This window comes from Pseudomonas sp. NY15354, from assembly GCF_048068075.1.
Classification (GTDB): domain Bacteria; phylum Pseudomonadota; class Gammaproteobacteria; order Pseudomonadales; family Pseudomonadaceae; genus Aquipseudomonas; species Aquipseudomonas guariconensis_C.
In genome coordinates, this window is sequence record NZ_JBLUPV010000007.1 from 157,775 (window position 1) to 180,808 (window position 23,034).

A 23,034-nucleotide genomic window follows, 5' to 3' on the forward strand; every position below is an offset into this window, starting at 1 on the left:
CCTCGCCATGCATGCCATCAGTTTCATCCAGGATCTGGCCGTGATCATGCTGGTCGCCGGGGTAGTCACCATTCTTTTCCACCGATTCAAGCAGCCGGTGGTGCTGGGCTACATCGTTGCGGGTTTCATCATTGGGCCGCATACACCGCCCTTTGGCCTGATCCATGACGAAGACACCATCAAGACCCTGGCTGAGCTTGGGGTGATCTTCCTGATGTTCTGCCTGGGCCTGGAGTTCAGCCTGCGCAAGTTGTTCAAGGTCGGCGCCACGGCGTTCATCGCGGCTTTCCTGGAAATCGTCCTGATGATCTGGATCGGCTTCGAGATTGGCCGCTGGTTTGGCTGGAACACCATGGACTCGCTGTTCCTGGGAGCGATCCTGGCCATCTCTTCGACCACCATCATCGTCAAGGCGCTCAATGACCTGAAAATGAAGAACGAGCGCTTCGCCCAGTTGATCTTCGGCGTGCTGATCGTCGAGGACATCCTGGGCATCGGCATCATCGCACTGCTGTCGGGCATTGCCGTCAGCGGAACGGTCAGCTCCGGCGAAGTGTTTTCCACGGTCGGCAAGCTGTCACTGTTCATGATTGTCGCCCTGGTGATCGGCATTTTGCTGGTCCCGCGGCTGTTGGCCTACGTGGCGAAGTTCGAAAGCAACGAGATGTTGCTCATCACGGTATTGGGGCTTTGCTTCGGCTTCTGCCTGCTGGTGGTCAAGCTCGAATACAGCATGGTCCTGGGCGCGTTCCTGATCGGCGCGATCATGGCCGAATCCCGGCAACTGCTGAAGATAGAAAGCCTGATCGAACCGGTACGCGACCTGTTCAGCGCCATCTTCTTCGTCGCGATCGGCCTGATGATCGACCCGCGCGTGCTGGTCGACTACGCCTGGCCCATCGCGGTGATCACCCTGGCGGTGGTGCTGGGCAAGATGCTGTCGTGCGGCATGGGGGCCTTCATCGCCGGCAATGACGGACGCACCTCACTGCGTGTTGGCATGGGGCTTTCACAGATCGGCGAGTTTTCTTTCATCATCGCCGCCTTGGGGATGACCTTGCAGGTCACCAGCGACTTTCTCTATCCGGTGGCGGTGGCCGTGTCGGCCATCACCACCTTGCTGACGCCCTATCTGATTCGCGCCGCCGATCCGCTCTCGCTCAAGCTCGGCAAAGTGGTGCCCGGGCGCCTGGCGCGGGTGCTGTCGTTGTACGGGGAATGGCTGCGCAGCATCCAGCCCCATGGGGAGGGGGCGATGGTCGCGGCGATGATCCGGCGCATCCTGCTGCAGGTGGGGGTTAACCTGGCGCTGGTTATCGCGATTTTCTTCAGCGGCGGTTATTTTGCAGGGCGCATCGGCAACTGGTTGAGCGAATGGGTCAGCGATGTCAGCCAGCAGAAGGCGTTGATATGGGGGGCTGCACTGTTGCTGTCGCTGCCTTTCCTGATTGCGGCCTACCGCAAGCTCAAGGCGCTATCGATGCTGTTGGCGGAGATGGGCGTGAAGCCGGAGATGGCTGGACGGCACACTCAACGTGTCCGTCGGGTGATTGCCGAGGTGATTCCGTTGCTGTCGCTGCTGGTGATCTTCCTGCTGCTGTCGGCGCTTTCGGCAAGCATCCTGCCGACCAACGAGTTGCTGTTGGTCATCGCGGTCGTTGCAGCGGTGGTGGTGGCCTTGCTGTGGCGATGGTTCATTCGGGTGCATACCCGCATGCAGATCGCCTTGCTGGAGACGTTGGAAAACAACCGGGATCAGTCCCACTGAGGGCTTGCGCACTCTGCGCAAGGCGACGTCGCAGTCCGAGGGGATGGAACGGTAACGCCGCCGCCAGGCGCAGAACGCCTGGCGATTCTACGTTGAGTGATGGCCATGAGCCACCTATGGGTGCAGAAAATCCTATTGCACCGGGGGGCAGGCGGTTTGTCAGCCAGGAGACTCAGCTTTCCAACCACACGTCCCGGACCCAGTGCCAGACGGTTTCCCAGTTGTCTTCGCTGATCGCTTCTTCCTCAGCCTCCCACAGCACCACAGTGCCGTCTTCTTCGACACAGTAGTAGTTGTCGCCGTCCTGGCAGAGCGGGACCAGGTCGCGTGGCACGCCGGCGTCCCAGGCGTTGGCAGCAACTTCGGGCAGGTAGGTGTGGGACTGAGGATCGGTGACGGTTACCGGCTCCAGGCTACCGTAGACCACGTCGCTGACCGTCAGTAGGAATTCACGCAGGCCGAACGGCATGTTGATCAGCAATTCTTCCTCGATCTCTACCAACAGGTCCTCGTCGGGCAATTCCAGCGGCACCGGTACGGGTTCATTGGCTTCACGGAGCTGATCGATCACTTCTTCCACGGCTTACATCCTCTGGCCTTGATGACAACGCTGCGGTTTATACCCTAGTAGCCCACTCTGCCAAAAGCAAAACCCCGGGCAAGCCCGGGGTTTTGTACAACGTGGTGGATCAGCCGTTCTGGCGGATACCGGCGAGCAGCCAAGGTTGGTTTTCGCCCTGGGCACGCTCCATGTGCCAGCTTTCGCTGAAGGCTTCACCCTGGTCGAAGCGCGAGGTCTTCGATACACCGTGGAAGGTCAGGGTGGCGACAGTCTTGTCGGCACGGTCGTCGACGCCTTCGAGCTGCACATCGAGGTTGTCGATGTAGGTGGACTGGAAGCCATCACCCAGGTCGGCACGCTCACGCTTGAGGAAGTCGAGCATCTGCGGGGTGACGAACTCGGCGATCTTGTCCATTTCGTTGGCATCCCAGTGCTGCTGCAGCGACATGAAGTGGGTGCGGGCAGCGGACAGGAAGCTTTGCTCGTTGAACCAGGCCGGGGCATTGATGACCGGGGCGGCGGCAGCTGCCGAAGCACCACCGAAGACCGACGGCTGGGCTGGTTGGGCATGGGTTTCACGCTGGTACGGCGCATGGCTGGCGCCGGCCATCTGCGGCTGCTGCTGGCGGCGGCGAGCTGCGATGAAGCGGAACACCAGGAAGGCGATCAGGCCCATGATCAGGAAGTCGAAGATCTGCATGCCCTGGAAGCCGTCGCCCATGAACATGGAGGCCAGCAGACCGCCAGCGGCGATACCGGCCAGAGGGCCCAGCCAGCGCGAAGCACCGCTGGCGGCGGCCGGTGCGCGGCCAGGAGCGGTCGGCGCGGCGGCTGGGGTGGTTGGCGCAGCCTGGCGGGTCTGGTGGATAGGCGCGGAGCCCGAGCTCTTGCCGCCGCCGAAACGCTTGGCGTTGGCATCCAGGCTCAGCGTCAGGCCGACGCACAGCGCCAGTACGATGCTAAGAAAACGTTGCATAGATGGGATATCCCCTGTGGGTGGATTGCACGCGCGTCATGTTGCACATGTTGTAGGAGACATGACCAGCGCCATAATGTTTCCAGCTTTTGCCTGAGTGGTCTGAGACACGCCTGATTGGGGTGTGGGACCATTCGTCAACATCTGTAAGAGTCGGCTGGTAGGGTGGCACGGAACCTGTGGAAGCCTGCGAGAGGCCGCTCAGCGGCCCCATTTCTGAACAGGTTGTACTCGATCTCGGAGGGATCCAGCGCCTGTGGGCCTCAGATCGCTTCCAGCTTGGCATACCCCAGCATCAGCCATTTGCTGCCTTCGTCGAAGTTGACCTGCACCCGTGCCTGGGCGCCGGAGCCTTCGAAGTTGAGGATCACACCTTCGCCGAACACCGAGTGTTGTACGCGCTGGCCCAGGGTGAACGCGGTCTGTGGGATGCTGGCGTTGGCGAACAGGCTGCTCGCTTGGCTTTGCTTACCGCCGAAGGGACGGCTGACCGAGTTGGACAGGCGCACCTCCTGAACCAGACCTGCCGGAATTTCCCTTACGAAACGCGACACCTTGTTGTAGGTCTCGCTGCCATATAGGCGGCGGGTTTCGGCATAGGTCATGATCAGTTGGCGCATGGCCCGGGTGATGCCCACATAGGCCAAGCGACGCTCTTCCTCGAGACGGCCAGGTTCTTCCAGGCTCATCTTGTGGGGGAACAGGCCTTCTTCCATGCCCACCAGGAACACGTAGGGGAACTCCAGGCCCTTGGCACTGTGCAGTGTCATCAGCTGGATGCTGTCCTCGTGCTCGTCGGCTTGGGCGTCGCCAGCCTCCAGCGAGGCGTGACCCAGGAAGGCGGAGAGCGGGGACAGGTCGGCGTCGTCCTCGCTGGTCTCGAAGTTGCGCGCTGCGCTGACCAATTCCTCGAGGTTTTCTACCCTTGCCTGGCCCTTTTCGCCTTTTTCTTCCTGGTGATAGAGGATCAGACCGGACTGCTCGATGACGGTTTGGGTCATCAGGTGCAGGGGCATTTCCAAGACCTTGGCCGCCAGATTCTCGATCAACTCGATGAAAGCGCCCAGGGCGCTGGCGGCACGGCCTTTGAGGGCCTTGGCCGCCAACAGCTGACACATGGCTTCCCACATCGACAGCTGGCTGTGCCGGGCATGTTCGCGGATCGCCTCGACGGTCTTTTCGCCGATGCCGCGCGGCGGCACGTTGATCACCCGCTCCAGGGCGGCATCGTTGCCGCGCCCTTCGAGCAGGCGCAGGTAGGCCATGGCGTTCTTGATCTCGGCGCGCTCGAAGAAGCGTTGGCCGCCATAGATCCGATAGGGAATGCGCTCGCGCAGCAGGGCTTCTTCGAGCACCCGCGACTGGGCGTTGGAACGATACAAAATGGCCACATCGCTGCGGGCATTGCCCTGCTTGATGAAGCTCTCGATGGTTTCCACCACGTAGCGCGCTTCGTCATGCTCGTTGTAGGCGGCATAGAGGGTCAGCGGCTCGCCTTCGCCCATGTCGGTCCACAGCTCTTTGCCCAGGCGCCCGCTGTTGTTGGCGATCAGGGCGTTGGCCGCCTTGAGGATGCCGCCGGTTGACCGGTAGTTTTGCTCCAGGCGAATCAGCTCGGCGTCGGGGAAGTCTGCGGTGTACTGGTGGATGTTCTCGATCTTGGCGCCGCGCCAGCCGTAGATCGACTGGTCATCGTCGCCCACCGCCATCAGGCTGCTGCCGCCAGCGGCGAGCAGGCGCAGCCAGGCGTACTGCACGGCGTTGGTGTCCTGGAACTCGTCCACCAGCAGGTGGCGGAAGCGCCGCTGGTAGTGTTCGAGCAGGCCAGGGTGGTCGCGCCACAGGTCCAGGGCGCGCAGCAGCAATTCGGAGAAGTCGATGACGCCGGCGCGCTCACACGCCTGTTCATAGGCCTCGTAGATGCTGCGCATGGTGCCCAGGAACAGGTCACCACCGGCCTGGATATGTTGTGGGCGCAGGCCTTCGTCCTTCTGGCCATTGATGAACCATTGGGCCTGGCGGGCCGGCCAGCGCTGCTCGTCGAGGCCGAGCTCGCGGATCACCCGCTTGATCAGGCGCTGCTGGTCGTCGCTGTCCAGGATCTGGAAGTTCTGCACCAACCGGGCTTCCTGCCAGTGGGCGCGCAGCAGGCGGTGAGCCAGGCCGTGGAAGGTCCCCACCCACATGCCGGCCGGATTGATGCCCAGCAATTGCTCGATCCGCTGGCGCATTTCCGCCGCGGCCTTGTTGGTGAAGGTCACCGACAGGATCGAGTGGGGGGAGGCCTGTTCGACCTGGATCAGCCAGGCGATACGATGCACCAGCACGCGGGTCTTGCCCGAGCCGGCGCCGGCAAGCACCAATTGACGCCCCAGCGGGGCCGCTACGGCCTGGCGTTGGGCATCGTTGAGGGAGTTCAGCAGGAGGGAGAGGTCATCATTGCGCATCCGGCCATTCTAGGGCCGCGCAGGGGGCAGGGGCAAACGGCCCCAGGAGAAATCTTGCGGGTCGTGCCAGGCCGTTCATCGGCTGCCTGGGCAGAGGCTTGTTCTTGAGCGGTCTGGGTAAATGAGCGCAGGTATTTTTGAAAAGATGACGTAGAGCAGTTTGGCCCAGGCCATGGCTTGTGTATGCTCCCTGCACTTTTGCGGTCTGCCAATACAAAAACACAACAAGAACACGACCCTATGACCCAGGATTTCGCGGCGATCGGAGCATCGCCGGAGACGGCAAGGAGTGTGCGCAGGCAATTTGCGACCCAGCTCTCCATCGAGCGCACCCGTCTTCTCTATCAGGGCTCATTGCTGCCCACCCTGCTGATGCTGATCAACGGCCTGCTGTGCGCCTGGCTGCTGTGGAGTCCTGAGCGCTATTTGCTGGTCAGTGTGTGGCTGGCCTGGCTGCTGGCGCTGGTGGCGCTGCGGGTGATTCAGGTCGCGGCCTTCGATGCGGCGACGCCGGCACGTCAGGCCAAGGCGTCCTGGCAGCACATGTTCCTGTCCGGCTCGGCCTTCAGCGGCCTGACCTTGGCCTGCGCGGCGATCGCCCTGGTGCCGGTGGACGACTTCGTGCAGCAGGCCTGGGTGTTCGGGCTACTGGGAGCGGCGGCGTTGTCGGCCAGTGTCGCCTATGCCGTGAGTCTGTCGGCGTTTCTCAGTTTTGCCTTGCCCTGTCTGCTGCCGCCGATTGTGTTCCTGTTCTACTTCGACGCCGGCGCTCAGCGCGGCTGGGGCTGGCTCGGCCTGATTTTGCTGGGGGCATTGATGGTGGTGGCCTGGCAGGTGAACCGTCTGATCGAGCGCAGCTTGTTGCGTCGTTTCCAGAACCAGGCACTGATCGAACACCTGCAGAGCGCCCAGCAGCGTGGCGAGCAACTGAACCAGGCGTTGCTCGTCGAAGTGCGTCAGCGTCGTCACGCTGAAGAGCAACTGCGCCAGGCCCAGGCTGGGCTGGAGCAACGCGTGCTTCAGCGCAGTCATGAGCTGGACCTGGCCAACCAAGCCCTGGGCAAGAGCGAACAGCGCTTGGCCCTGGCGCTGGAGGCCAGTGAGCTGGGACTGTGGGATTGGAACCTGCTCACCGACGAAGTCCACCACACGCAGCTGCACGCGTTGTTCGGCCTGGACCCCGAGCAGGTCCGCTCGGTACGCGCTGACCTCAAGCCGCGCCTGCACCCGGACGATCTGCCGTTGCTGCGCAGAACGCTGGTCGAACACCTCAAGGGCCGCACCGAGGATTACCGGGTCGAATACCGCATCCGGCATACCCAAGGGGATTGGCGTTGGATCGAAGACCGTGGCCGGGCTGTGGAGCATGCCGCCGACGGCCGTGTCCTGCGCATGCTTGGCACGCGGCGCGACATCACCGGGCAAAAGGAGCAGGAAGAACAACAGCGGCTGGCGGCGACGGTGTTCGAAGCGGCCAGTGAAGGTATCGCGATCCTCGATGCGGGCTTCCAGTTGCTGGCCGTCAACCAGGCTTTTTGTCAGATCACAGGCTTCGACCGGGAAGAGCTCTTGCAGCGCAATGCCCTGGAGCTGCCCTGCAGCCGCGACGCCCGGCGCCACAGCCAGGCGATCAGTCAGGCCCTGGAGCACCAGGGGCGCTGGCAGGGCGAGCTGGTCGAGGCACGACGCAACGGCGAGCTCTACCCCCAGTGGTTGCAGCTCAATGGCGTGCGTGACGCGCGGGGTAACATCAGCAATATCGTGGGCTTCTTCACTGACCTGTCGGCCCGACGGGAGTCGGAGGAGCGGCTGCGCTATCTGGCCCACTACGACGATCTCACCGGCCTTGCCAACCGGGCCTTGTTCCGTCTGCGCCTGCACGAGGCCGGGCAGCGGGTGCGGGTGAACGGGCGCAGCCTGGCGTTGCTGCACATCGATCTGGACCGCTTCAAGTTGCTCAACGAGAGCCTTGGCCACGAATTGGCCGATCAGCTGTTGAAGAAGATGGCCCTGCGCATCGCCAACGCGGTGCCCGAGGCGGACACTGTCGCACGTCTGTCCGGCGATGAATTCGTCGTGCTCTTCGATGGCTACAGCAACCTTTCCAGCCTGGTGCGGGTGACCACCCGATTGCTCGACAAACTGCGCGTCCCGCAGCGTCTGGGCGGGCATGAGCTGGTGATCAGCGCCTCGGTCGGCATCAGTTTGCTGTCAGACCCCAGTTTCGACCTCAATGCATTGCTCAGCCAGGCCGACATGGCCAAGCAGCATGCCAAGCACCTGGGTGGCGATAACTTCCAGTTCTATACCGAAAGCCTGCGTGCCAGCACCCTGGAGCGCCTGCAGCTGGAAAATCACTTGCGCAAGGCCATCGATGAAGGCCAGTTGCTGGTCTACTACCAACCCAAGCTGTGCCTGCGCAGCGGCCGCTTGCTTGCCGCCGAAGCGCTGGTGCGGTGGCAGCACCCGCAGTGGGGGATGGTGCCGCCAGGCGACTTCATTGGCCTTGCCGAGGAGACCGGGTTGATCGGGCCGATGGGCGAGTTCGTCTTGCGTGAAGCGTGCTGGCAGGCCTGTGAATGGCGTCGCCAGGGCATGAGCGTGCGGGTGTCGGTGAATCTCTCAGGCTATCAACTGCGCCAGGGCAAGATCGTCAGCCTGGTGCGCCAGGTGCTGACAGAGACGGGGCTTGCGCCGCAATTGCTGGAGCTGGAGCTGACCGAAAGCCAATTGCTCGACAGTGTCGAACACATCATCTCGACGTTCCAGCAACTGCATGAGCTGGGGGTCAAGCTGGCGATCGATGACTTCGGCACAGGCTACTCCTCGCTGAGCTACCTCAAGCGCTTCCCGGTGGACTACGTGAAGATCGACCAGGCGTTCATTCGCGGCTTGCAGGAGGGCAGTCAGGATGCGGCGATCATCCGCGCGATCATCGCCATGGCCAAGAGCCTGGGCCTGAAGGTCGTGGCCGAAGGGGTGGAAACCCAGGAGCAGCTGGCATTCCTGCACGACCATGGGTGCGATGAAGCGCAGGGTTATCTGATCAGCAGGCCGCTGGATGCAGAGGCGTTCGAGGCCTTGCTGGAGCAATCCCCCAGCATTCTGATGACCTGATCGTTTTCAGCTATGCCAATGCCTGCCCTGGTGGGCCAGCAGGCTATTGGCCTGCTCCGGGCCGTTGCTGCCGGCGGGGTAGGGGCGCGGCGCCTGGAAGTGCTCCTCCCAGCCTTGCAGGATCGGGTCGATCCAGGCCCAGGCGGCTTCGACCTCGTCGCGACGCATGAACAACGTCGAGTCGCCCGCGAGCACATCCAGCAGCAGCCGTTCGTAGGCTTCCCAGCGACGGGTCTGGCCGAACACCTGGGCCAGGTTCAGGTCCAGCTCCACCGGCTCCAGGCGCATGCCTTTGCCCGGGCTCTTGGTCATCATGCGCAGGCTGATGCGTTCATCGGGTTGTAGCTGGATCAGCAACTGATTGACCTGTCCGCCACTGAACAGCTCGTGAGGCACGGGTTTGAACTGGATGACGATCTGCGAGGAGCGTCGCGCCATGCGCTTTCCGGTACGCAGGTAAAAGGGCACGCCAGCCCAGCGCCAGTTGTCGATCTGTGCCTGCACCGCGACGAAGGTCTCGGTGTCGCTGTCGTTGTCCACGTCCTTTTCGAAGTAATACGCCGGCACTTCCTGGCCGCCGATCCGACCGACGCCATATTGCCCGCGCACGGTCTTGTCCTGCACGTCCTGGCCGGTGATCGGCTTGAGGGCACGCAGAATCTTCACTTTCTCGTCACGCACCGCCTCGGCCTCGAACTGCGCCGGTGGCTCCATGGCCACCAGGCACAGCAGCTGCAGCAGGTGGTTCTGCAGCATGTCGCGGGTCGCGCCCGCACGGTCGTAGTAGGCGCCGCGGTTTTCTACGCCCAATGTCTCGCAGACGCTGATCTGCACATGGTCGACCTGGCCATTGCGCCATACCGGCTCCAGCAGGGCATTGGCAAAGCGCAGCGCCATGAGGTTCTGCACGGTCTCCTTGCCCAGGTAATGGTCGATGCGAAACACCTGGGACTCGTCGAACACCGCGCCGATCGCCTCGTTGATGGCTGTGGCCGACTCGAGGGAGTGACCGATGGGCTTTTCCAGCACGATGCGCGCCTCGCTGTCGGCCAGGCCTGCGATGCGCAGATGGTTGGCGATGGGCACGAACAGGTTGGGCGCGGTCGCCAGGTAGTAGATGCGCGCCAAGCCTCCAGGCTCGCCCAGAAAGCGTGCCAGGCGAACGAAGTCGGCACTTTGCGAAGCATCCATGGCGAAGTAGTCCAGGCGCGCGCAGAAGCGTCGCCAGACCTCCTCGTCGAAATCCTGGCGGGCGATCTGCGCCCGGCAGTTGCGTTCGGCGAGCTTGAGGTATTCGTCCCGGGGAAGGTTGCGCCGCGCCAGGGCGATGATCCTCACGGCATTGTGCAGGCGGGCCTCGCGATACAGGTGGTAGAGCGCCGGCAGTAGCTTGTGCAGGGCCAGATCGCCCGTACCGCCGAAGACCAGGATGTCGCAAGGAATAGTCAAAACCACCACTCTCCACATTGGTTTAGCTGGGCGGGTCGCTGGTCATGTAGTATAACTACAAGAAAGCTACATCCCGGCCAGCCGATCATAACCGAGTCCAGCCTGTGAATCTGTTGCAACATATCGCCCAATCGCGCCATTTGCTGCGCAAATCGGAACTGAAAGTGGCCGACCATGTGCTGCTCGATCCGGCTGCCGTCATGCACAGCTCCATGGCCGATCTCGCCCACAGCGTGGGGATCAGCGAACCGACCATCGTGCGCTTCTGCCGCGCGATCGGTTGCTCAGGCTTTCAGGACCTCAAGCTCAAGCTGGCCCAGAGCCTGGCCGCAGGCGCCAGTTTTGGCCAGTTCGCCATCCATGAAGACGACTCGGTCGCCGACTACAGCCTGAAGATCTTCGATACCACCCTGCACACCCTGATGGAAGTGCGCGAGCACCTCAACCCCCAGGCCCTGCAGCAGGCGGTGACGGCCATGGCCCAGGCCCAGCGCGTGGAGTTCTATGGTTTCGGTGCCTCCGGCGCGGTGGCCGCCGACGCCCAGCACAAGTTCTTCCGTCTATTGCTCAGCGCAGCGGCGTATTCCGACCCGCACATGCAGGCCATGTCGGCGGTGACCCTCAAGCCTGGCGACGTAGCGGTGTGCATTTCCCAGTCGGGCCGTTCCAAGGACCTGTTGATCACCGCCAACCTGGTGCGCGAAAGCGGCGCCAACCTGATCACTCTGTGCCCGAGCCAGACGCCCTTGGCCGAGTTGTCCACCGTCAACCTGGCCATCGACGTGCACGAAGACACCGAAATCTACACCCCCCTGACCTCTCGCATCGCTCACCTGGTCGTGATCGACGTATTGGCCATGGGCGTGGCCATGGCCCGCGGGCCAAGCCTGGTGAACCACCTCAAGAGCGTGAAACGCAGCTTGCGTAGCCTGCGCCTGTCGCCCAAGTCGATCAAGGCGACCGACGACTGACACACTGTTTGCGCTGGCTTGTTCGCGGGTAAACCCGCTCCTATCAGGCATCAGCGCGAACCCTGTGGGTGCGGGTTTACCCGCGAAAGGGCCAGAGCAGGCAAAGCAAATTTCACGGTTTTGTCACCAATCCACAGCCAAACCGTAAACCCCTGCGGCCAACCTGAAGCTCCCCGCATCCTAACTGGGAGACAGGCAATGGCACGTGATCATGACGGTTCGTTCCAACCCACCGCCAAAGCTCGCAAGCAGCAGGAAAAGGACCAGCGCCGCATGGAGTTTCGCCGCGCGATCGAAAGCTACTGCGACCAGCGTCAGTTACTGCGCGAAATCACCGACTACCCCGACCTGCGGGACATCACGGTTTGGCAGGTATCGGCGGCATCTTCCCCGAAAATCGCTCCACAAGCCCGCTGATTTTCGCCCGTTCGTTGCGAATGAACGCAAGGAACGCCAACGCTACGGGTGATTGTCGCTTGGCTTTGGACTGCACCACGCACCAACTGCGGTAAAGCGGCAGTTCCTCCACCGGCAGCTCCTTGAGCACGCCGGTGGCCAGCTCCAGGTTCAGCGCATGGCGCGTGAGCAGGGCGATACCCAGGCCGGCGATCACACATTCGCGCTGGGCATCGGCCGAGGCGACTTCCAGCGTCTGGGTGAAGTGCACGCGCTTGTCCTTGAAGTATTCCTCACAGGCCTTGCGGGTGCCCGAACCCTGCTCGCGGATCAGCAGCGTGTGAGGCTCGAGATCCTGCAGGCGCAGTGTCTCCAGCTTGCACAGAGGATGATCGGGTGGCGCCACGGCCACAATCGGGTTGTTCAGGAACGGCATGAACTCAAGGCCCATGTCCTGGGGCACCATGGACATGATGATCAGGTCGTCGCGGTTATCCGAGAGCCGGCGGATCGCCTGGGCCCGGTTGACCACCGTCAGGGTCAGGTTGACCTCCGGGTGACGTTGCTTGAAGGCGGCGAACAGGTGGGGCACGAAGTATTTGGCGCTGGACTCGATCGCAAGTTTGAGCTGGCCCTGCAGTGACCCCTGCATGTCCGAGAGCTGCATGTCGAGGTTTTCCAGACGCCCGAAGATGTCCCGGCTGGCACGCTGCAGGGCTTCGGCCGCTTCGGTCAGGTAGAGCTTCTTGCCCACGTACTCGAACAACGGCTGGCCGACCAGCTCTTCGAGCTGGCGGATCTGTAGACTTACGGCGGGTTGCGTCAACGCCATCTCCTCCGCCGCCCGGCTATAGGAGCGCAGATCACACACCTCATTGAAGATCTGCAACTGACGCAATGTCATACGCATCAATGACTTACGCATTTTCTCCCCAGCCTTCGCAAAACCTTGTTACGGCACTATAAGCTTTTGCTTATGTCGACCCTAACAAATATTGATTTTTGTTTATCAACCTACAGCGATAGGGTTGGTTTGCGACTGGCCAGCAACCTCTGGCCACGCGCCGACCGGTAAAACCGGCTCGTGTGTTCCATCGGCTTTGGGAAGACTCCAGTGATAAAAAAAATCCTGATCGCCAACCGGGGTGAAATCGCAGTTCGGATCGTGCGTGCCTGCGCCGAGATGGGCATTCGCTCTGTGGCGATCTATTCCGACGCCGACCGTCATGCCTTGCACGTCAAGCGCGCCGACGAGGCCTACAGCATCGGTGCCGAGCCTCTGGCCGGTTATCTGAACCCGCGTAAGCTGGTCAACCTGGCCGTGGAAACCGGCTGTGATGCCCTGCATCCAGGTTACGGCTTCCTGTCGGAAAACGCCGAGCTGGCGGAAATCTGTGCCGAGCGTGGCATCAAGTTCATCGGCCCTGCCGCCGACGTCATTCGCCGCATGGGCGACAAGACCGAAGCGCGCCGCACCATGATCCAGGCCGGTGTACCGGTAACCCCCGGTACCGAAGGCAACGTCGCCGACATCCACGAAGCGCTGGCCGAGGGTGACCGCATCGGTTACCCAGTGATGCTCAAGGCCACTTCCGGTGGTGGTGGGCGCGGTATCCGTCGCTGCAACAGCCGCGAGGAGCTGGAGCAAGCCTTCCCCCGTGTGATTTCCGAGGCCACCAAGGCCTTCGGCTCGGCGGAAGTGTTCCTGGAAAAATGCATCGTCAATCCCAAGCACATCGAGGCGCAGATCCTGGGTGACAGCTTCGGCAACGTGGTGCACCTGTTCGAGCGTGACTGCTCGATCCAGCGCCGTAACCAGAAGCTCATCGAGATCGCCCCAAGTCCGCAACTGACCCCGGAGCAGCGCGCCTACATCGGCGACCTGGCGGTCCGCGCGGCCAAGGCCGTGAACTACGAGAACGCCGGTACCGTGGAGTTCCTGCTCGCCGATGGCGAGGTGTACTTCATGGAGATGAACACCCGTGTGCAGGTGGAACACACCATCACCGAGGAAATCACTGGCATCGACATCGTGCGCGAGCAGATCCGCATCGCCTCGGGCCTGCCTCTGTCGGTCAAGCAGGAAGACATCCAGCACCGGGGCTACGCGTTGCAGTTCCGTATCAACGCCGAAGACCCGAAGAACAACTTCCTGCCCAGCTTCGGCAAGATCACCCGTTACTACGCGCCCGGCGGCCCAGGCGTGCGTACCGACACCGCGATCTACACCGGCTACACCATTCCGCCGTTCTACGACTCCATGTGCCTGAAACTGGTGGTCTGGGCGTTGACCTGGGAAGAAGCCATGGACCGCGGCCTGCGAGCCCTGGACGACATGCGCGTGCAAGGTGTGAAGACCACCGCCGCGTATTACCAGGAGATCCTGCGCAATCCGGAATTCCGTAGCGGCCAGTTCAACACCAGCTTCGTGGAAAGCCACCCGGAACTGACCAACTACTCGATCAAGCGCAAACCCGAAGAGCTGGCCCTGGCCATCGCCGCCGCCATCGCCGCCCACGCAGGCCTGTGAGGAACCCCATAATGTCCAAGAAAATCCATGTAACCGACACAATCCTGCGCGACGCCCACCAGTCCCTGCTGGCCACCCGCATGCGCACCGAAGACATGCTGCCGATCTGCGACAAGCTCGACAAGGTGGGCTACTGGTCCCTGGAAGTCTGGGGTGGCGCGACCTTCGACGCCTGTGTGCGCTTCCTCAAGGAAGACCCGTGGGAGCGTCTGCGCAAGCTGCGCGCCGCACTGCCCAACACCCGCCTGCAGATGCTGCTGCGTGGCCAGAACCTGCTGGGCTACCGCCATTACAGCGACGATGTGGTCAAGGCCTTCGTCGCCAAGGCTGCGGTCAATGGCATCGACGTGTTCCGCATCTTCGACGCCATGAACGACGTGCGTAACCTGCGTGTGGCCATCGAAGCGGTCAAGGCTGCCGGCAAGCACGCCCAGGGCACCATCGCCTACACCACCAGTCCCGTGCACACCATCGACGCCTTCGTCGCCCAGGCCAAGCAGATGGAAGCCATGGGTTGCGACTCGGTGGCGATCAAGGACATGGCCGGCCTGCTGACCCCGTTCGCCACTGGCGAACTGGTCAAGGCGCTGAAGGCCGAGCAGTCGCTGCCGGTGTTCATCCATTCCCACGACACTGCTGGCCTGGCCGCCATGTGCCAGCTCAAGGCCGTGGAAAACGGTGCCGACCATATCGACACCGCGATCTCCAGCTTCGCTTGGGGTACCAGCCACCCGGGTACCGAGTCGATGGTCGCCGCGCTCAAGGGCACCGAGTTCGACACGGGCCTGGACCTGGAGCTGCTGCAGGAGATCGGCCTGTACTTCTACGCCGTGCGCAAGAAGTACCACCAGTTCGAAAGCGAGTTCACTGCGGTGGACACCCGCGTTCAGGTCAACCAGGTGCCAGGCGGCATGATTTCCAATCTGGCCAACCAGCTCAAGGAACAGGGCGCACTCAGCCGCATGAACGAAGTGCTGGCGGAGATCCCGCGCGTGCGTGAAGACCTCGGCTTCCCGCCGCTGGTGACCCCGACCTCGCAGATCGTCGGCACCCAGGCGTTCTTCAACGTGCTGGCTGGCGAGCGCTACAAGACCATCACCAACGAGGTGAAACTGTACCTGCAGGGCGGCTACGGCAAGGCGCCAGGCGTGGTCAACGAACAACTGCGTCGCCAGGCGATCGGCAGCGAAGAAGTGATCGACGTGCGCCCGGCCGATCTGCTCAAGCCGGAAATGGCCAAGCTGCGTGCCGATATCGGCAACCTGGCCCGCTGCGAGGAAGACGTGCTGACCTTCGCGATGTTCCCGGACATCGGTCGCAAATTCCTCGAGGAGCGTGAAGCCGGCACCCTGACCCCTGAAGCCCTGCTGCCGATCCCGGAAGCTGGCGCTGTGGCAGGCCCGGGCGGCGAAGGTGTGCCGACCGAGTTCGTCATCGACGTGCACGGCGAGACCTACCGCGTCGACATCACCGGCGTGGGCGTCAAGGCCGAAGGCAAGCGCCACTTCTACCTGTCCATCGACGGCATGCCGGAAGAAGTGGTGTTCGAACCGCTCAACGAGTTCGTCAGCGGCGGCGGCAGCAAGCGCAAACAGGCCAGCGGCCCAGGCCATGTGAGCACCACCATGCCGGGCAACATCGTCGATGTGCTGGTCAAGGAAGGTGACACCGTCAAGGCTGGCCAGCCGGTGCTGATCACCGAAGCCATGAAGATGGAGACCGAAGTGCAGGCCCCGATTGCCGGCAAGGTCACTGCCATCCATGTGGCCAAGGGCGATCGCGTCACGCCGGGCGAGATCCTGATCGAGATCGAAGGCTGATCGAAGCCTTCGACTACAAGCGGTTTACCTCATGGGGAGCGATAGGCTCCCCTTTTTTTGTTCTGGATTTGTCGAGCTCTCTCGCGAGCAGGCCCGCTCCCAGAGGGATAACGCATCCCCGTGGGAGTGGGTGTACCGCCGGCATTCTCAGCCTTTACGGCAGGCCTCCAAGGTCTTCACTTGCCCCTCGGGCTGTTGGTTCTCTGCGCTCAACCAGCGCTCGAAGCCGGCCGCCACGCTTGGCCACTCATCATCGGTGATCGAGTACCAGGCCGTATCCCGGTTGTGATCCTTGACCACCATGTGTTTGCGAAACACCCCTTCGAAGACAAAGCCGAAGCGTTCGGCGGCGCGTTTGGAGCGGGCGTTGGCGTTGTTGCACTTCCACTCCAGACGACGATTGCCCAGGGCAAAACCGAGTTGGCTCAGCAAGTAGACGGCCTCGGTGCCCCGAGGTGTGCGTTGCATGGCGGCGCCGAAGGCGATGTGGCCGATCTCGAAGCGGCCCTGTTCGGGGACGATCGACATGTAGCTCAGGATGCCCTGGACCTGGCCGTTGGCGCGGTCGATGACGCTGTAGAACAGCGGGTCGCGGCCGGCGGCGTTGCCTTCGAGCCAGCGGTCGAAGTTCGAGCGCTCGGTGAAGGGCCCATAGGGTAGGTAGTCCCACAGCACCGGGTCCGAGCCGGGGCCTTGCAATACCTCCCAGAGGTCGTCGCCGTGGCGGGCCGGGTCGAGCTTTTCCAGGCGGATGAAACGCCCTTCGATGGGCTCGGTCTTTGGCGTTGCCGCAGGTTTCCAGTTCAGTGCGTCGGACATGGGCCTACAACCCTTTGCGAAATTGAATGAAGCCCGGCCGTTCGGCGACCTGTTCGTACAGGCGGATGGCGGTGGCATTGGTTTCATGGGTCAGCCAGTGCACCTTGATGCAGTTGGCTGCCTTGGCGACCCCATAGACGTGCTCGATCAGTTGGCGACCGATGCCCAGGCCACGCTGGTCTGTGTTGACGTACAAATCCTGCAGGTAGCAGGCGTTCTCGATGCTCCAGTTGGAGCGATGATAGATCCAGTTGACCATCCCCACCGCCTTGCCATCGACCCAGGCCAGGGCCGAATGAGTGGGTTCGTTCGCATCCAGCAGGCGCTGCCAGGTGCTGGCGCTGACCTCATCGGCCAATTCGGTTTCGTAGAAGCGCAGGTAGGCCTGCCAGAGGGCGAGCCAGGCGGCATGGTCGTTGGCGCTCACGGGGCGCAGGGTAACGCTGGGCATGGTCTTTTCCTTCAGAGTGGGCGCATGTGCGCCGCGAGTTGGTTGTCCAGGTAATCGGTGCTGCTGCCCAGGCCGTCACGTACGCCGGCGATGTCTTGCGCCGAGCGGTTCTGGCTGAGCTTGCGCGCGCCTTGCAGGCGGGCGATGGGCATGCGGATGCCGACGATGGCGCGCAGCATGCCGTCGATGTAGTCGCTGGGTGCGTCGCTCACTTTCCAGGGCTCGGTGCGGCCTTGCTCGTGTCGATCGCTCAGGCGGCTGACGATCTCCAGCAAGCGTGGGGCGTCATGGATCACCTGCACTGCGCCGTAGGCATGCACGGCCAGGTAGTTCCAGGTGGGCACGACCTTGGGATTATCGGCCTTGCTGGGGTAATAGCTCGGGCTGACATAGGCATCCGCGCCAGGGAACACCAGCAAGGCTTCGCCGCCCTGTTGCAGGACCTGCCACTGGGGGTTGGCCCGGGCCAGGTGGGCATAGACGGTGCCGTATTCGCCTTCAGTGGCATCGAGCAGCACAGGTAGATGGGTCGCCAGCAAACCGTGTTCGCCATGGCTGACCAGGACGGCGAGACGGGTTTCACGCATCTGCTGGTGCAGGCGCCCGAGGTCATGTTCCTGGTGGGGTTTGGCGTTGTACATGCGAGGTTCCTTGTCCAATGGCTCCATCCTAGGCAGGCTATTGGTACTCGGTAAGAGCCAATACAGACTCTTTTTATAGGTCCAATGCCATGAACGAACGTGCCCTCGCGTTGCCCTTCGACCCCACTGGTATCGTGCTCGATCGTCGGCGCGGGCTGAGCCAGCAGCTTTACCAAGCGTTGCGGGCTCGGGTGCTGGATGGCCGCCTGGGCAGCGGCACGCGCTTGCCTGCCACCCGAGACTTGGCCGGCATGTTGTCGCTGTCGCGCAACAGCGTGGTGCGGGCCTACGACCAGTTGTATGCCGAGGGCTATATCGAAAGCCGAGTCGGCGACGGGACCTACGTCAGCCAGCTGCCTAAACTATCCACACAAGTATCCACAGGGTTATCCCTGGGGTTATCAACACGGTTATCCACATTTTCATCATCTGATACTGAGGATTTATCCAGTTCAGAGCGCTCGAGCGAACCTTTGCAGCGCTTGAAAAACAACCATCTTCCGCCCCCCAAGGCCGGCACTCCGCGCGCTTTTCGTGTCGGCGTGCCGGCGTTCGATTTGTTCCCGTTCGAGGTCTGGGCCAGGCTGCAAGCGGGTTTCTGGCGAAATCCCGACCCTGCCTTGTTGGGTTACGGCGACCCGGCGGGGGAGCCGCAACTGCGCGAACTTATCGCTGCCTATTTGCGCCGTTCACGTGGGCTCTCGTGTGGCGCTGAACAAATTGTGATCACCAGTGGTGCCCAGCAAGCCATCAGCCTTTGTGCACAGTTGCTGTTGCAGCCGGGCGATGGGGTGGCTGTGGAAAACCCGGGGTATCGGGCGGCTGGCCACACCTTCGCGCTGGCGGGGGCGAAGGTCAGGGGTGTGCCGGTGGACGATGAAGGCCTGGATTGCGAGCAGCTGGCGCAGCTTCCCGATTTTCGGATGGCCTATGTCACGCCGGCGCACCAGTATCCCACCGGCGTCACCATGAGCCTGGCCCGGCGCCTGTCCTTGCTGGACTGGGCGCAGCGCCAGGATGGCTGGATCATCGAAGACGACTACGACGGCGAGTACCGCTATAGCGGCGCGCCGCTGGCACCCTTGGCCTCCTTGGACCGGCAGGGGCGGGTGCTCTACGTGGGCACGTTCGGCAAGATCGCCTTTCCGGCCCTGCGCCTGGGTTACCTGGTGCTGCCTCGGCAGTTGGTGGAGGCGTTCAGCCAGGGGCGGGCACTGGCGGTGCGCCATTCAGAGGTCGGCACCCAGTGCGTCATGGCGCAGTTCATGGCCCAGGGGCACTTTCAACGGCATATCCGGCGCATGCGCAAGGCGGCGCTGGCGCGGCGCAATGTCCTGAAGGCCGGGTGGCCCGAGGATGTGCCAGGGCTGGGTGGCATGCCGGAAGTGGCGGCAGGACTGCATGTGAAGGTGGCTGTGGATAACCTTGCCCGTGAGCAAGAATTGGTGGCCCTGGCAGAGGCGGTGGGCGTTGAGGTCAACCCGCTGAGCAGCTACTGGCTCGAGGACGGTAATGTGCCTGTGGATAAGCGCGCCGGACTGGTGCTGGGATTCGCAGCGGTGCCTGAAGCGCAGATTGCGGATGCACTGATGCGGTTGCGCAGGGCTTGGCGGCCTCTTCGCGGGTAAACCTGCTCCCACAAGGATCACCGCCAGCCCTGTAGGAGGGGGTTTACCCGCGAAGCATCCCACTCAAGTCCCGGACTTGATGCGTGTCCAGGCCCGGGTACGCGCCCGTTCCGCCTCGCGGGGCAGTGGCTTGAGGGTGTACAGCTTGGCCATTGCCTCGGCGGTCGGGTACAGGTTCGGGTTGTTGCGGATCGCCGGGCTGACTTTGTCGGTGGCGTCCTTGTTCGGGTTGGGGTAGCCGACGAAGTCGCTGATCGGTGCGATCACTTCAGGGCGCAGCAGGTAGTTGATGAACGTATGTGCATCCCCAGGATTGGCGGCGTTCTTGGGGATCGCCAGCATGTCGAACCAGATCGGTGCACCTTCCTTGGGCAGGCGCATGTCCACCACTACGCCATTCTTGGCATCGCGTGCGCGGTTGGCGGCCTGGGAGAAGCTACCCGAATATCCCACCGCCACGCAGATATCGCCGTTGGCGATGTCGGCCATGTACTTCGAGGAATGGAAGTAGGTGATGTGCGGGCGGATCTTGAGCATCAGCTCCTCGGCTTTCTTGTAGTCAGCCGGCTTCTCGCTGTTCGGTGGCAGCCCCAGGTACTGCAAGGCCAGGGGCAGGATCTCCGACGGCGAGTCGAGCAGTGCGACGCCGCACTGCTTGAGCTTGGCGATGTTCTCTTCCTTGAAGATCAGGTCCCAGCTGTCCACAGGCGCCTTGTCGCCAAGCACCGCCTTGACCTTGTCCGGGTTGAAGCCAATCAGCACGGTGCCGTACATGTACGGCACGGCGAACTTGTTGCCTGGGTCGTTGGCTTCGATCAGCTTCATCAGCGCCGGGTCCAGGTGCTGCCAGTTGGGCAACTTGGCGCGGTCCAGGGGTTGGAAGACACCGGCCTCGATCTGTTTGGCAAGGAACACGTTGGACGGCACGACCACGTCGTAGCCTGAGTTACCGGTGAGCAGCTTGGCTTCCAGGGCTTCGTTGGTGTCGAAGATGTCGTAGATCAGCTTGACGCCGCTGTCCTTCTGGAAGTCCGTCAAGGTCTGCGGCGTGATGTAGTCGAACCAGTTGTACACACGCAGGGTGCGCTGTTCGGCCTGGGCCTGGAGGGCACCGGTGAACAGGGTGGCAGCGATGAACGGGGCTAGCAGACGCTTGAGTCGGACCATTACCGGGCTCCTGGCTGGGCATGCTGGAAGCCTTCCAGCACGTTGACTGCGTTGATACCGATTTCTTCAACAGCGTAGCCACCTTCCATCACGAACAAGGTCGGCTTGCCGAGCTGGCCGATACGCTTGCCCATTTCCAGGTAGTCCGGGCTGTCCAGCTTGAACTGGGAGATCGGGTCATCCTTGAAGGTATCCACACCCAGGGACACCACCACCACGTCCGGTGCGTAGGCATCGATGCGCTGGCAGGCATCTTCGAGGGCCGCGCTCCAGGCGGCCCAGTCGCTGCCGGCGGGCAATGGATAGTTGATGTTGCAGCCTTCGCCTGCGCCTTCGCCGGTTTCGTCGGCATAACCCAGGAAGAACGGGAACTCATCCTGCGGGTCGCCGTGGATCGAGGCGAAGAACACATCGCCGCGCTGATAGAAGATGTCCTGGGTGCCGTTGCCGTGGTGGTAATCGACGTCGAGGATGGCGACTTTGCGATGGCCTTGGTCAAGGAATGCCTGGGCAGCGATGGCGGCGTTGTTGAGGTAGCAGTAGCCACCCATCACTTCGGCCGCCGCGTGGTGTCCTGGTGGGCGGCACAGAGCGAATGCCGAATGGGCGCCTTGCTGGATCGCGGCCTGGGCGGTGAGGGCGACTTGGGCGGCGCTGTAGGCGGCCTGCCAGGTACCGGCGGTGATCGGCGCGCCGGCATCGAAGCTGTAGTAGCCAAGCTCGCCATGCAGGCCGGTCGGCTTGACCTTGCGCAGCGTGCGGGCTGGCCAGGTAAAGGGCAGCAGGTCACCTTCCTGGCCCATCTGCGCCCAGCGCGCCCAGGCCCCTTCGAAGAAGTCCAGGTAGTCGGCGCCGTGGACCCGCAGCAAAGGTGCGCGGCCAAAATCACGTGGCCCTTCGACGGGGCCGAGGTTGCGCTTCTTGACTCGCTCCAGGACATGGTCGGCGCGCGAAGGCATCTCGAAGCAAGGCATCAACTTGCCGTCGATAAGCTCGCAGCGGCCGTGGTGCAGGCGATGATCATCGGAATAGATCGTCAGCATTTTTATTCTCCGGGTTTACTGGCGTGCCTCATTGTGTGAGGGGGCGTGCCGGTGGAGAACGACGCAAACGGCCAAAAGGGGATCGATGTGGCCAAAGACAGTGTCCGGTGTGTGGTCTTGTTCGAGGTAAATCCGCAGGTATCCCGCTGATTTTGAATTCAGCGCAAAACCTGTGGGAGGGGGTTTACCCGCGAGAAGGCCGGCACCGGTCAGCCGCGAAAATGACTGGGCGCCACGCCACTCCAGCGCTGGAAGGCATGGCGAAAGCTTGCGGTCTCGCTGAAGCCGAGTGTCTCGGCGATGCGGTAGATCGGCATCTGATCCTCGGCCAGCAGCTGCTTGGCCCGCTCGAAGCGCAGCTCGTCGAGCAACTGCTGGTAGCTGCAGCCCAAGGCCTGTAGGTGCCGGCGCAAAGTGCGCGAGGAGCAGTTCATCTGGCGGGCCAGGCCTTCGAGCCCGGGGGCGGCGTCGAGCTGCTTGATCAGCAGTTGGCGAATGCGCCCCAGCCATGCCTGACGCCCCGTGAACTCCAGGTTCAGCTGGCGACAGCGTTCGGCCATGGCCTTGTGGGTGATGGGATCGGCCAAGGGCAGGGGCATGTCGAGCCAGCGGCGCTCGAAGGCAAAGGCATTGTCGTTGGCCTCGAAACCCAGGGGGCACTGGAACGCATCGGCATAGAGCGCGTGGTAGTCGGGCCGAGGATGCTCGAAGCGCGCCGCGAGCAGCGGCAGGGTGCGGCCCAGCAGGTCGTCGCAGATGACCTTCAACGACACCAGGCAGAATTCGGCATTGAAGGCCGCCAGCGCCGGGCTGTCCTGGTAGTCGCTGGCGCTGAACCAGATTCGCTGGCCGTCATCCTCCAGGCGCAACTGAAAGGCTGTGCCCAGCAGTGCGGGATAGCGCAGTGCCAAGCGCAGGGCGTCACCCAAAGTGGCACTGGAGAGCAGGGCGTAACCGAGCATCCCGTAGCACGACACATGCATGCGCCGGCCCAGCTCCAGACCGATCTCTTCGCGAAGGGCCACGGCATTGGCGCACACCTGCAGTTCTTGCTGGGTCGTGATGCGGGCATCGGCATGGCCCAGGTCCGCTGCACCAATGCCGCTGCCGCAAAGCAGCCGCTCGGCGTCGCAGCCTTCTTCCTGGAAGACTTTGAGAATCAGCGAAACTGCGTTGAGGGTGGTCAGGTGGCTGTGCAGCATGCTCGGTATCCCGTGGGGCTGGGGAGCATTATGGAGCAAGTTGTGTG

The 23,034-nt window shown here is 62.7% G+C and carries 18 protein-coding genes; 7 read left to right on the forward strand and 11 right to left on the reverse strand.

Annotated features, from left to right (window positions below; all coding sequences use genetic code 11):
* The first annotated feature begins 7 nt into the window (after window positions 1–7).
* Window positions 8–1,768, forward strand: coding sequence for a cation:proton antiporter (locus ACNFCH_RS10035; protein WP_337157694.1), 1,761 nt, complete (start codon window positions 8–10; stop codon window positions 1,766–1,768).
* A 172-nt stretch (window positions 1,769–1,940) separates the two neighbouring features.
* Here the strand turns inward: ACNFCH_RS10035 and ACNFCH_RS10040 are convergent, their stop codons facing one another.
* From ACNFCH_RS10040 to uvrD, 3 genes are all read right to left on the reverse strand, one after another.
* Complete coding sequence (locus tag ACNFCH_RS10040) at window positions 1,941–2,348, reverse strand: SMI1/KNR4 family protein (RefSeq protein WP_337157693.1); 408 nt, start codon at window positions 2,346–2,348, stop codon at window positions 1,941–1,943.
* 109 nt (window positions 2,349–2,457) lie between these two features.
* Window positions 2,458–3,306, reverse strand: coding sequence for a Tim44 domain-containing protein (locus ACNFCH_RS10045; protein WP_416742696.1), 849 nt, complete (start codon window positions 3,304–3,306; stop codon window positions 2,458–2,460).
* 263 nt (window positions 3,307–3,569) lie between these two features.
* Window positions 3,570–5,753: a DNA helicase II gene (uvrD, locus tag ACNFCH_RS10050; protein ID WP_196165480.1), complete on the reverse strand. Its 2,184-nt coding sequence runs from the start codon at window positions 5,751–5,753 to the stop codon at window positions 3,570–3,572.
* A 240-nt stretch (window positions 5,754–5,993) separates the two neighbouring features.
* On the opposite strand from uvrD, the gene ACNFCH_RS10055 reads away from it, so the two are divergent.
* A complete protein-coding gene (locus ACNFCH_RS10055; protein WP_416742697.1) occupies window positions 5,994–8,870 on the forward strand; it encodes a putative bifunctional diguanylate cyclase/phosphodiesterase in 2,877 nt (958 codons plus the stop codon).
* Between the two features lie 6 nt (window positions 8,871–8,876).
* Here ACNFCH_RS10055 and zwf read toward each other — a convergent pair whose 3' ends face one another.
* Entirely contained in the window at window positions 8,877–10,319 is a 1,443-nt protein-coding gene (gene zwf / locus ACNFCH_RS10060) for a glucose-6-phosphate dehydrogenase (RefSeq protein WP_337157689.1), read from the reverse strand.
* A gap of 104 nt (window positions 10,320–10,423) precedes the next feature.
* Between zwf and hexR the strand changes: the two genes are divergently transcribed.
* Both hexR and ACNFCH_RS10070 read left to right on the forward strand, forming a co-directional pair.
* Window positions 10,424–11,290: a transcriptional regulator HexR gene (hexR, locus tag ACNFCH_RS10065; protein WP_043209971.1), complete on the forward strand. Its 867-nt coding sequence runs from the start codon at window positions 10,424–10,426 to the stop codon at window positions 11,288–11,290.
* A 198-nt stretch (window positions 11,291–11,488) separates the two neighbouring features.
* Window positions 11,489–11,707, forward strand: coding sequence for a PA3496 family putative envelope integrity protein (locus ACNFCH_RS10070; protein ID WP_081337485.1), 219 nt, complete (start codon window positions 11,489–11,491; stop codon window positions 11,705–11,707).
* On the opposite strand, the gene ACNFCH_RS10075 is transcribed toward ACNFCH_RS10070, so the two are convergent.
* Window positions 11,649–12,611, reverse strand: coding sequence for a LysR family transcriptional regulator (locus tag ACNFCH_RS10075; protein ID WP_070093420.1), 963 nt, complete (start codon window positions 12,609–12,611; stop codon window positions 11,649–11,651). The genes ACNFCH_RS10070 and ACNFCH_RS10075 overlap by 59 nt on opposite strands.
* Before the next feature lie 189 nt (window positions 12,612–12,800).
* Here ACNFCH_RS10075 and ACNFCH_RS10080 point away from each other — a divergent pair, with 189 nt between their 5' ends.
* Window positions 12,801–14,216, forward strand: a complete 1,416-nt coding sequence (locus ACNFCH_RS10080) for an acetyl-CoA carboxylase biotin carboxylase subunit (RefSeq protein ID WP_070093419.1) — start codon at window positions 12,801–12,803, stop codon at window positions 14,214–14,216.
* Between the two features lie 11 nt (window positions 14,217–14,227).
* The gene (gene oadA, locus ACNFCH_RS10085; protein ID WP_070093418.1) at window positions 14,228–16,036 is read left to right on the forward strand and encodes a sodium-extruding oxaloacetate decarboxylase subunit alpha; all 1,809 of its coding nucleotides are present in this window, start codon (window positions 14,228–14,230) and stop codon (window positions 16,034–16,036) included.
* Between the two features lie 147 nt (window positions 16,037–16,183).
* Here the strand turns inward: oadA and ACNFCH_RS10090 are convergent, their stop codons facing one another.
* The 3 genes from ACNFCH_RS10090 to ACNFCH_RS10100 are packed head-to-tail and all read right to left on the reverse strand — an operon-like array spanning window position 16,184 to window position 17,947.
* A complete protein-coding gene (locus tag ACNFCH_RS10090) occupies window positions 16,184–16,855 on the reverse strand; it encodes a GNAT family protein (RefSeq protein WP_337157688.1) in 672 nt (223 codons plus the stop codon).
* A gap of 4 nt (window positions 16,856–16,859) precedes the next feature.
* Window positions 16,860–17,306, reverse strand: coding sequence for a GNAT family N-acetyltransferase (locus tag ACNFCH_RS10095; RefSeq protein WP_416742698.1), 447 nt, complete (start codon window positions 17,304–17,306; stop codon window positions 16,860–16,862).
* Between the two features lie 11 nt (window positions 17,307–17,317).
* Window positions 17,318–17,947 (reverse strand): FMN-binding negative transcriptional regulator, encoded by a 630-nt coding sequence (locus tag ACNFCH_RS10100; protein ID WP_416742699.1) that lies wholly within the window; start codon window positions 17,945–17,947, stop codon window positions 17,318–17,320.
* 89 nt (window positions 17,948–18,036) lie between these two features.
* Here ACNFCH_RS10100 and ACNFCH_RS10105 point away from each other — a divergent pair, with 89 nt between their 5' ends.
* Window positions 18,037–19,575, forward strand: coding sequence for a PLP-dependent aminotransferase family protein (locus ACNFCH_RS10105; protein WP_416742700.1), 1,539 nt, complete (start codon window positions 18,037–18,039; stop codon window positions 19,573–19,575).
* A 63-nt stretch (window positions 19,576–19,638) separates the two neighbouring features.
* On the opposite strand, the gene ACNFCH_RS10110 is transcribed toward ACNFCH_RS10105, so the two are convergent.
* The 3 genes from ACNFCH_RS10110 to ACNFCH_RS10120 form a co-directional block, all read right to left on the reverse strand.
* Complete coding sequence (locus tag ACNFCH_RS10110) at window positions 19,639–20,742, reverse strand: polyamine ABC transporter substrate-binding protein (protein ID WP_416742701.1); 1,104 nt, start codon at window positions 20,740–20,742, stop codon at window positions 19,639–19,641.
* Entirely contained in the window at window positions 20,742–21,785 is a 1,044-nt protein-coding gene (locus tag ACNFCH_RS10115) for a histone deacetylase family protein (RefSeq protein WP_416742702.1), read from the reverse strand. Before ACNFCH_RS10115 ends, ACNFCH_RS10110 begins: the two co-directional genes overlap by 1 nt.
* 209 nt (window positions 21,786–21,994) lie before the next feature.
* On the reverse strand, window positions 21,995–22,987 hold the full coding sequence (locus ACNFCH_RS10120) for an AraC family transcriptional regulator (RefSeq protein WP_196165489.1): 993 nt from the start codon (window positions 22,985–22,987) through the stop codon (window positions 21,995–21,997).
* Window positions 22,988–23,034: the final 47 nt, after the last annotated feature.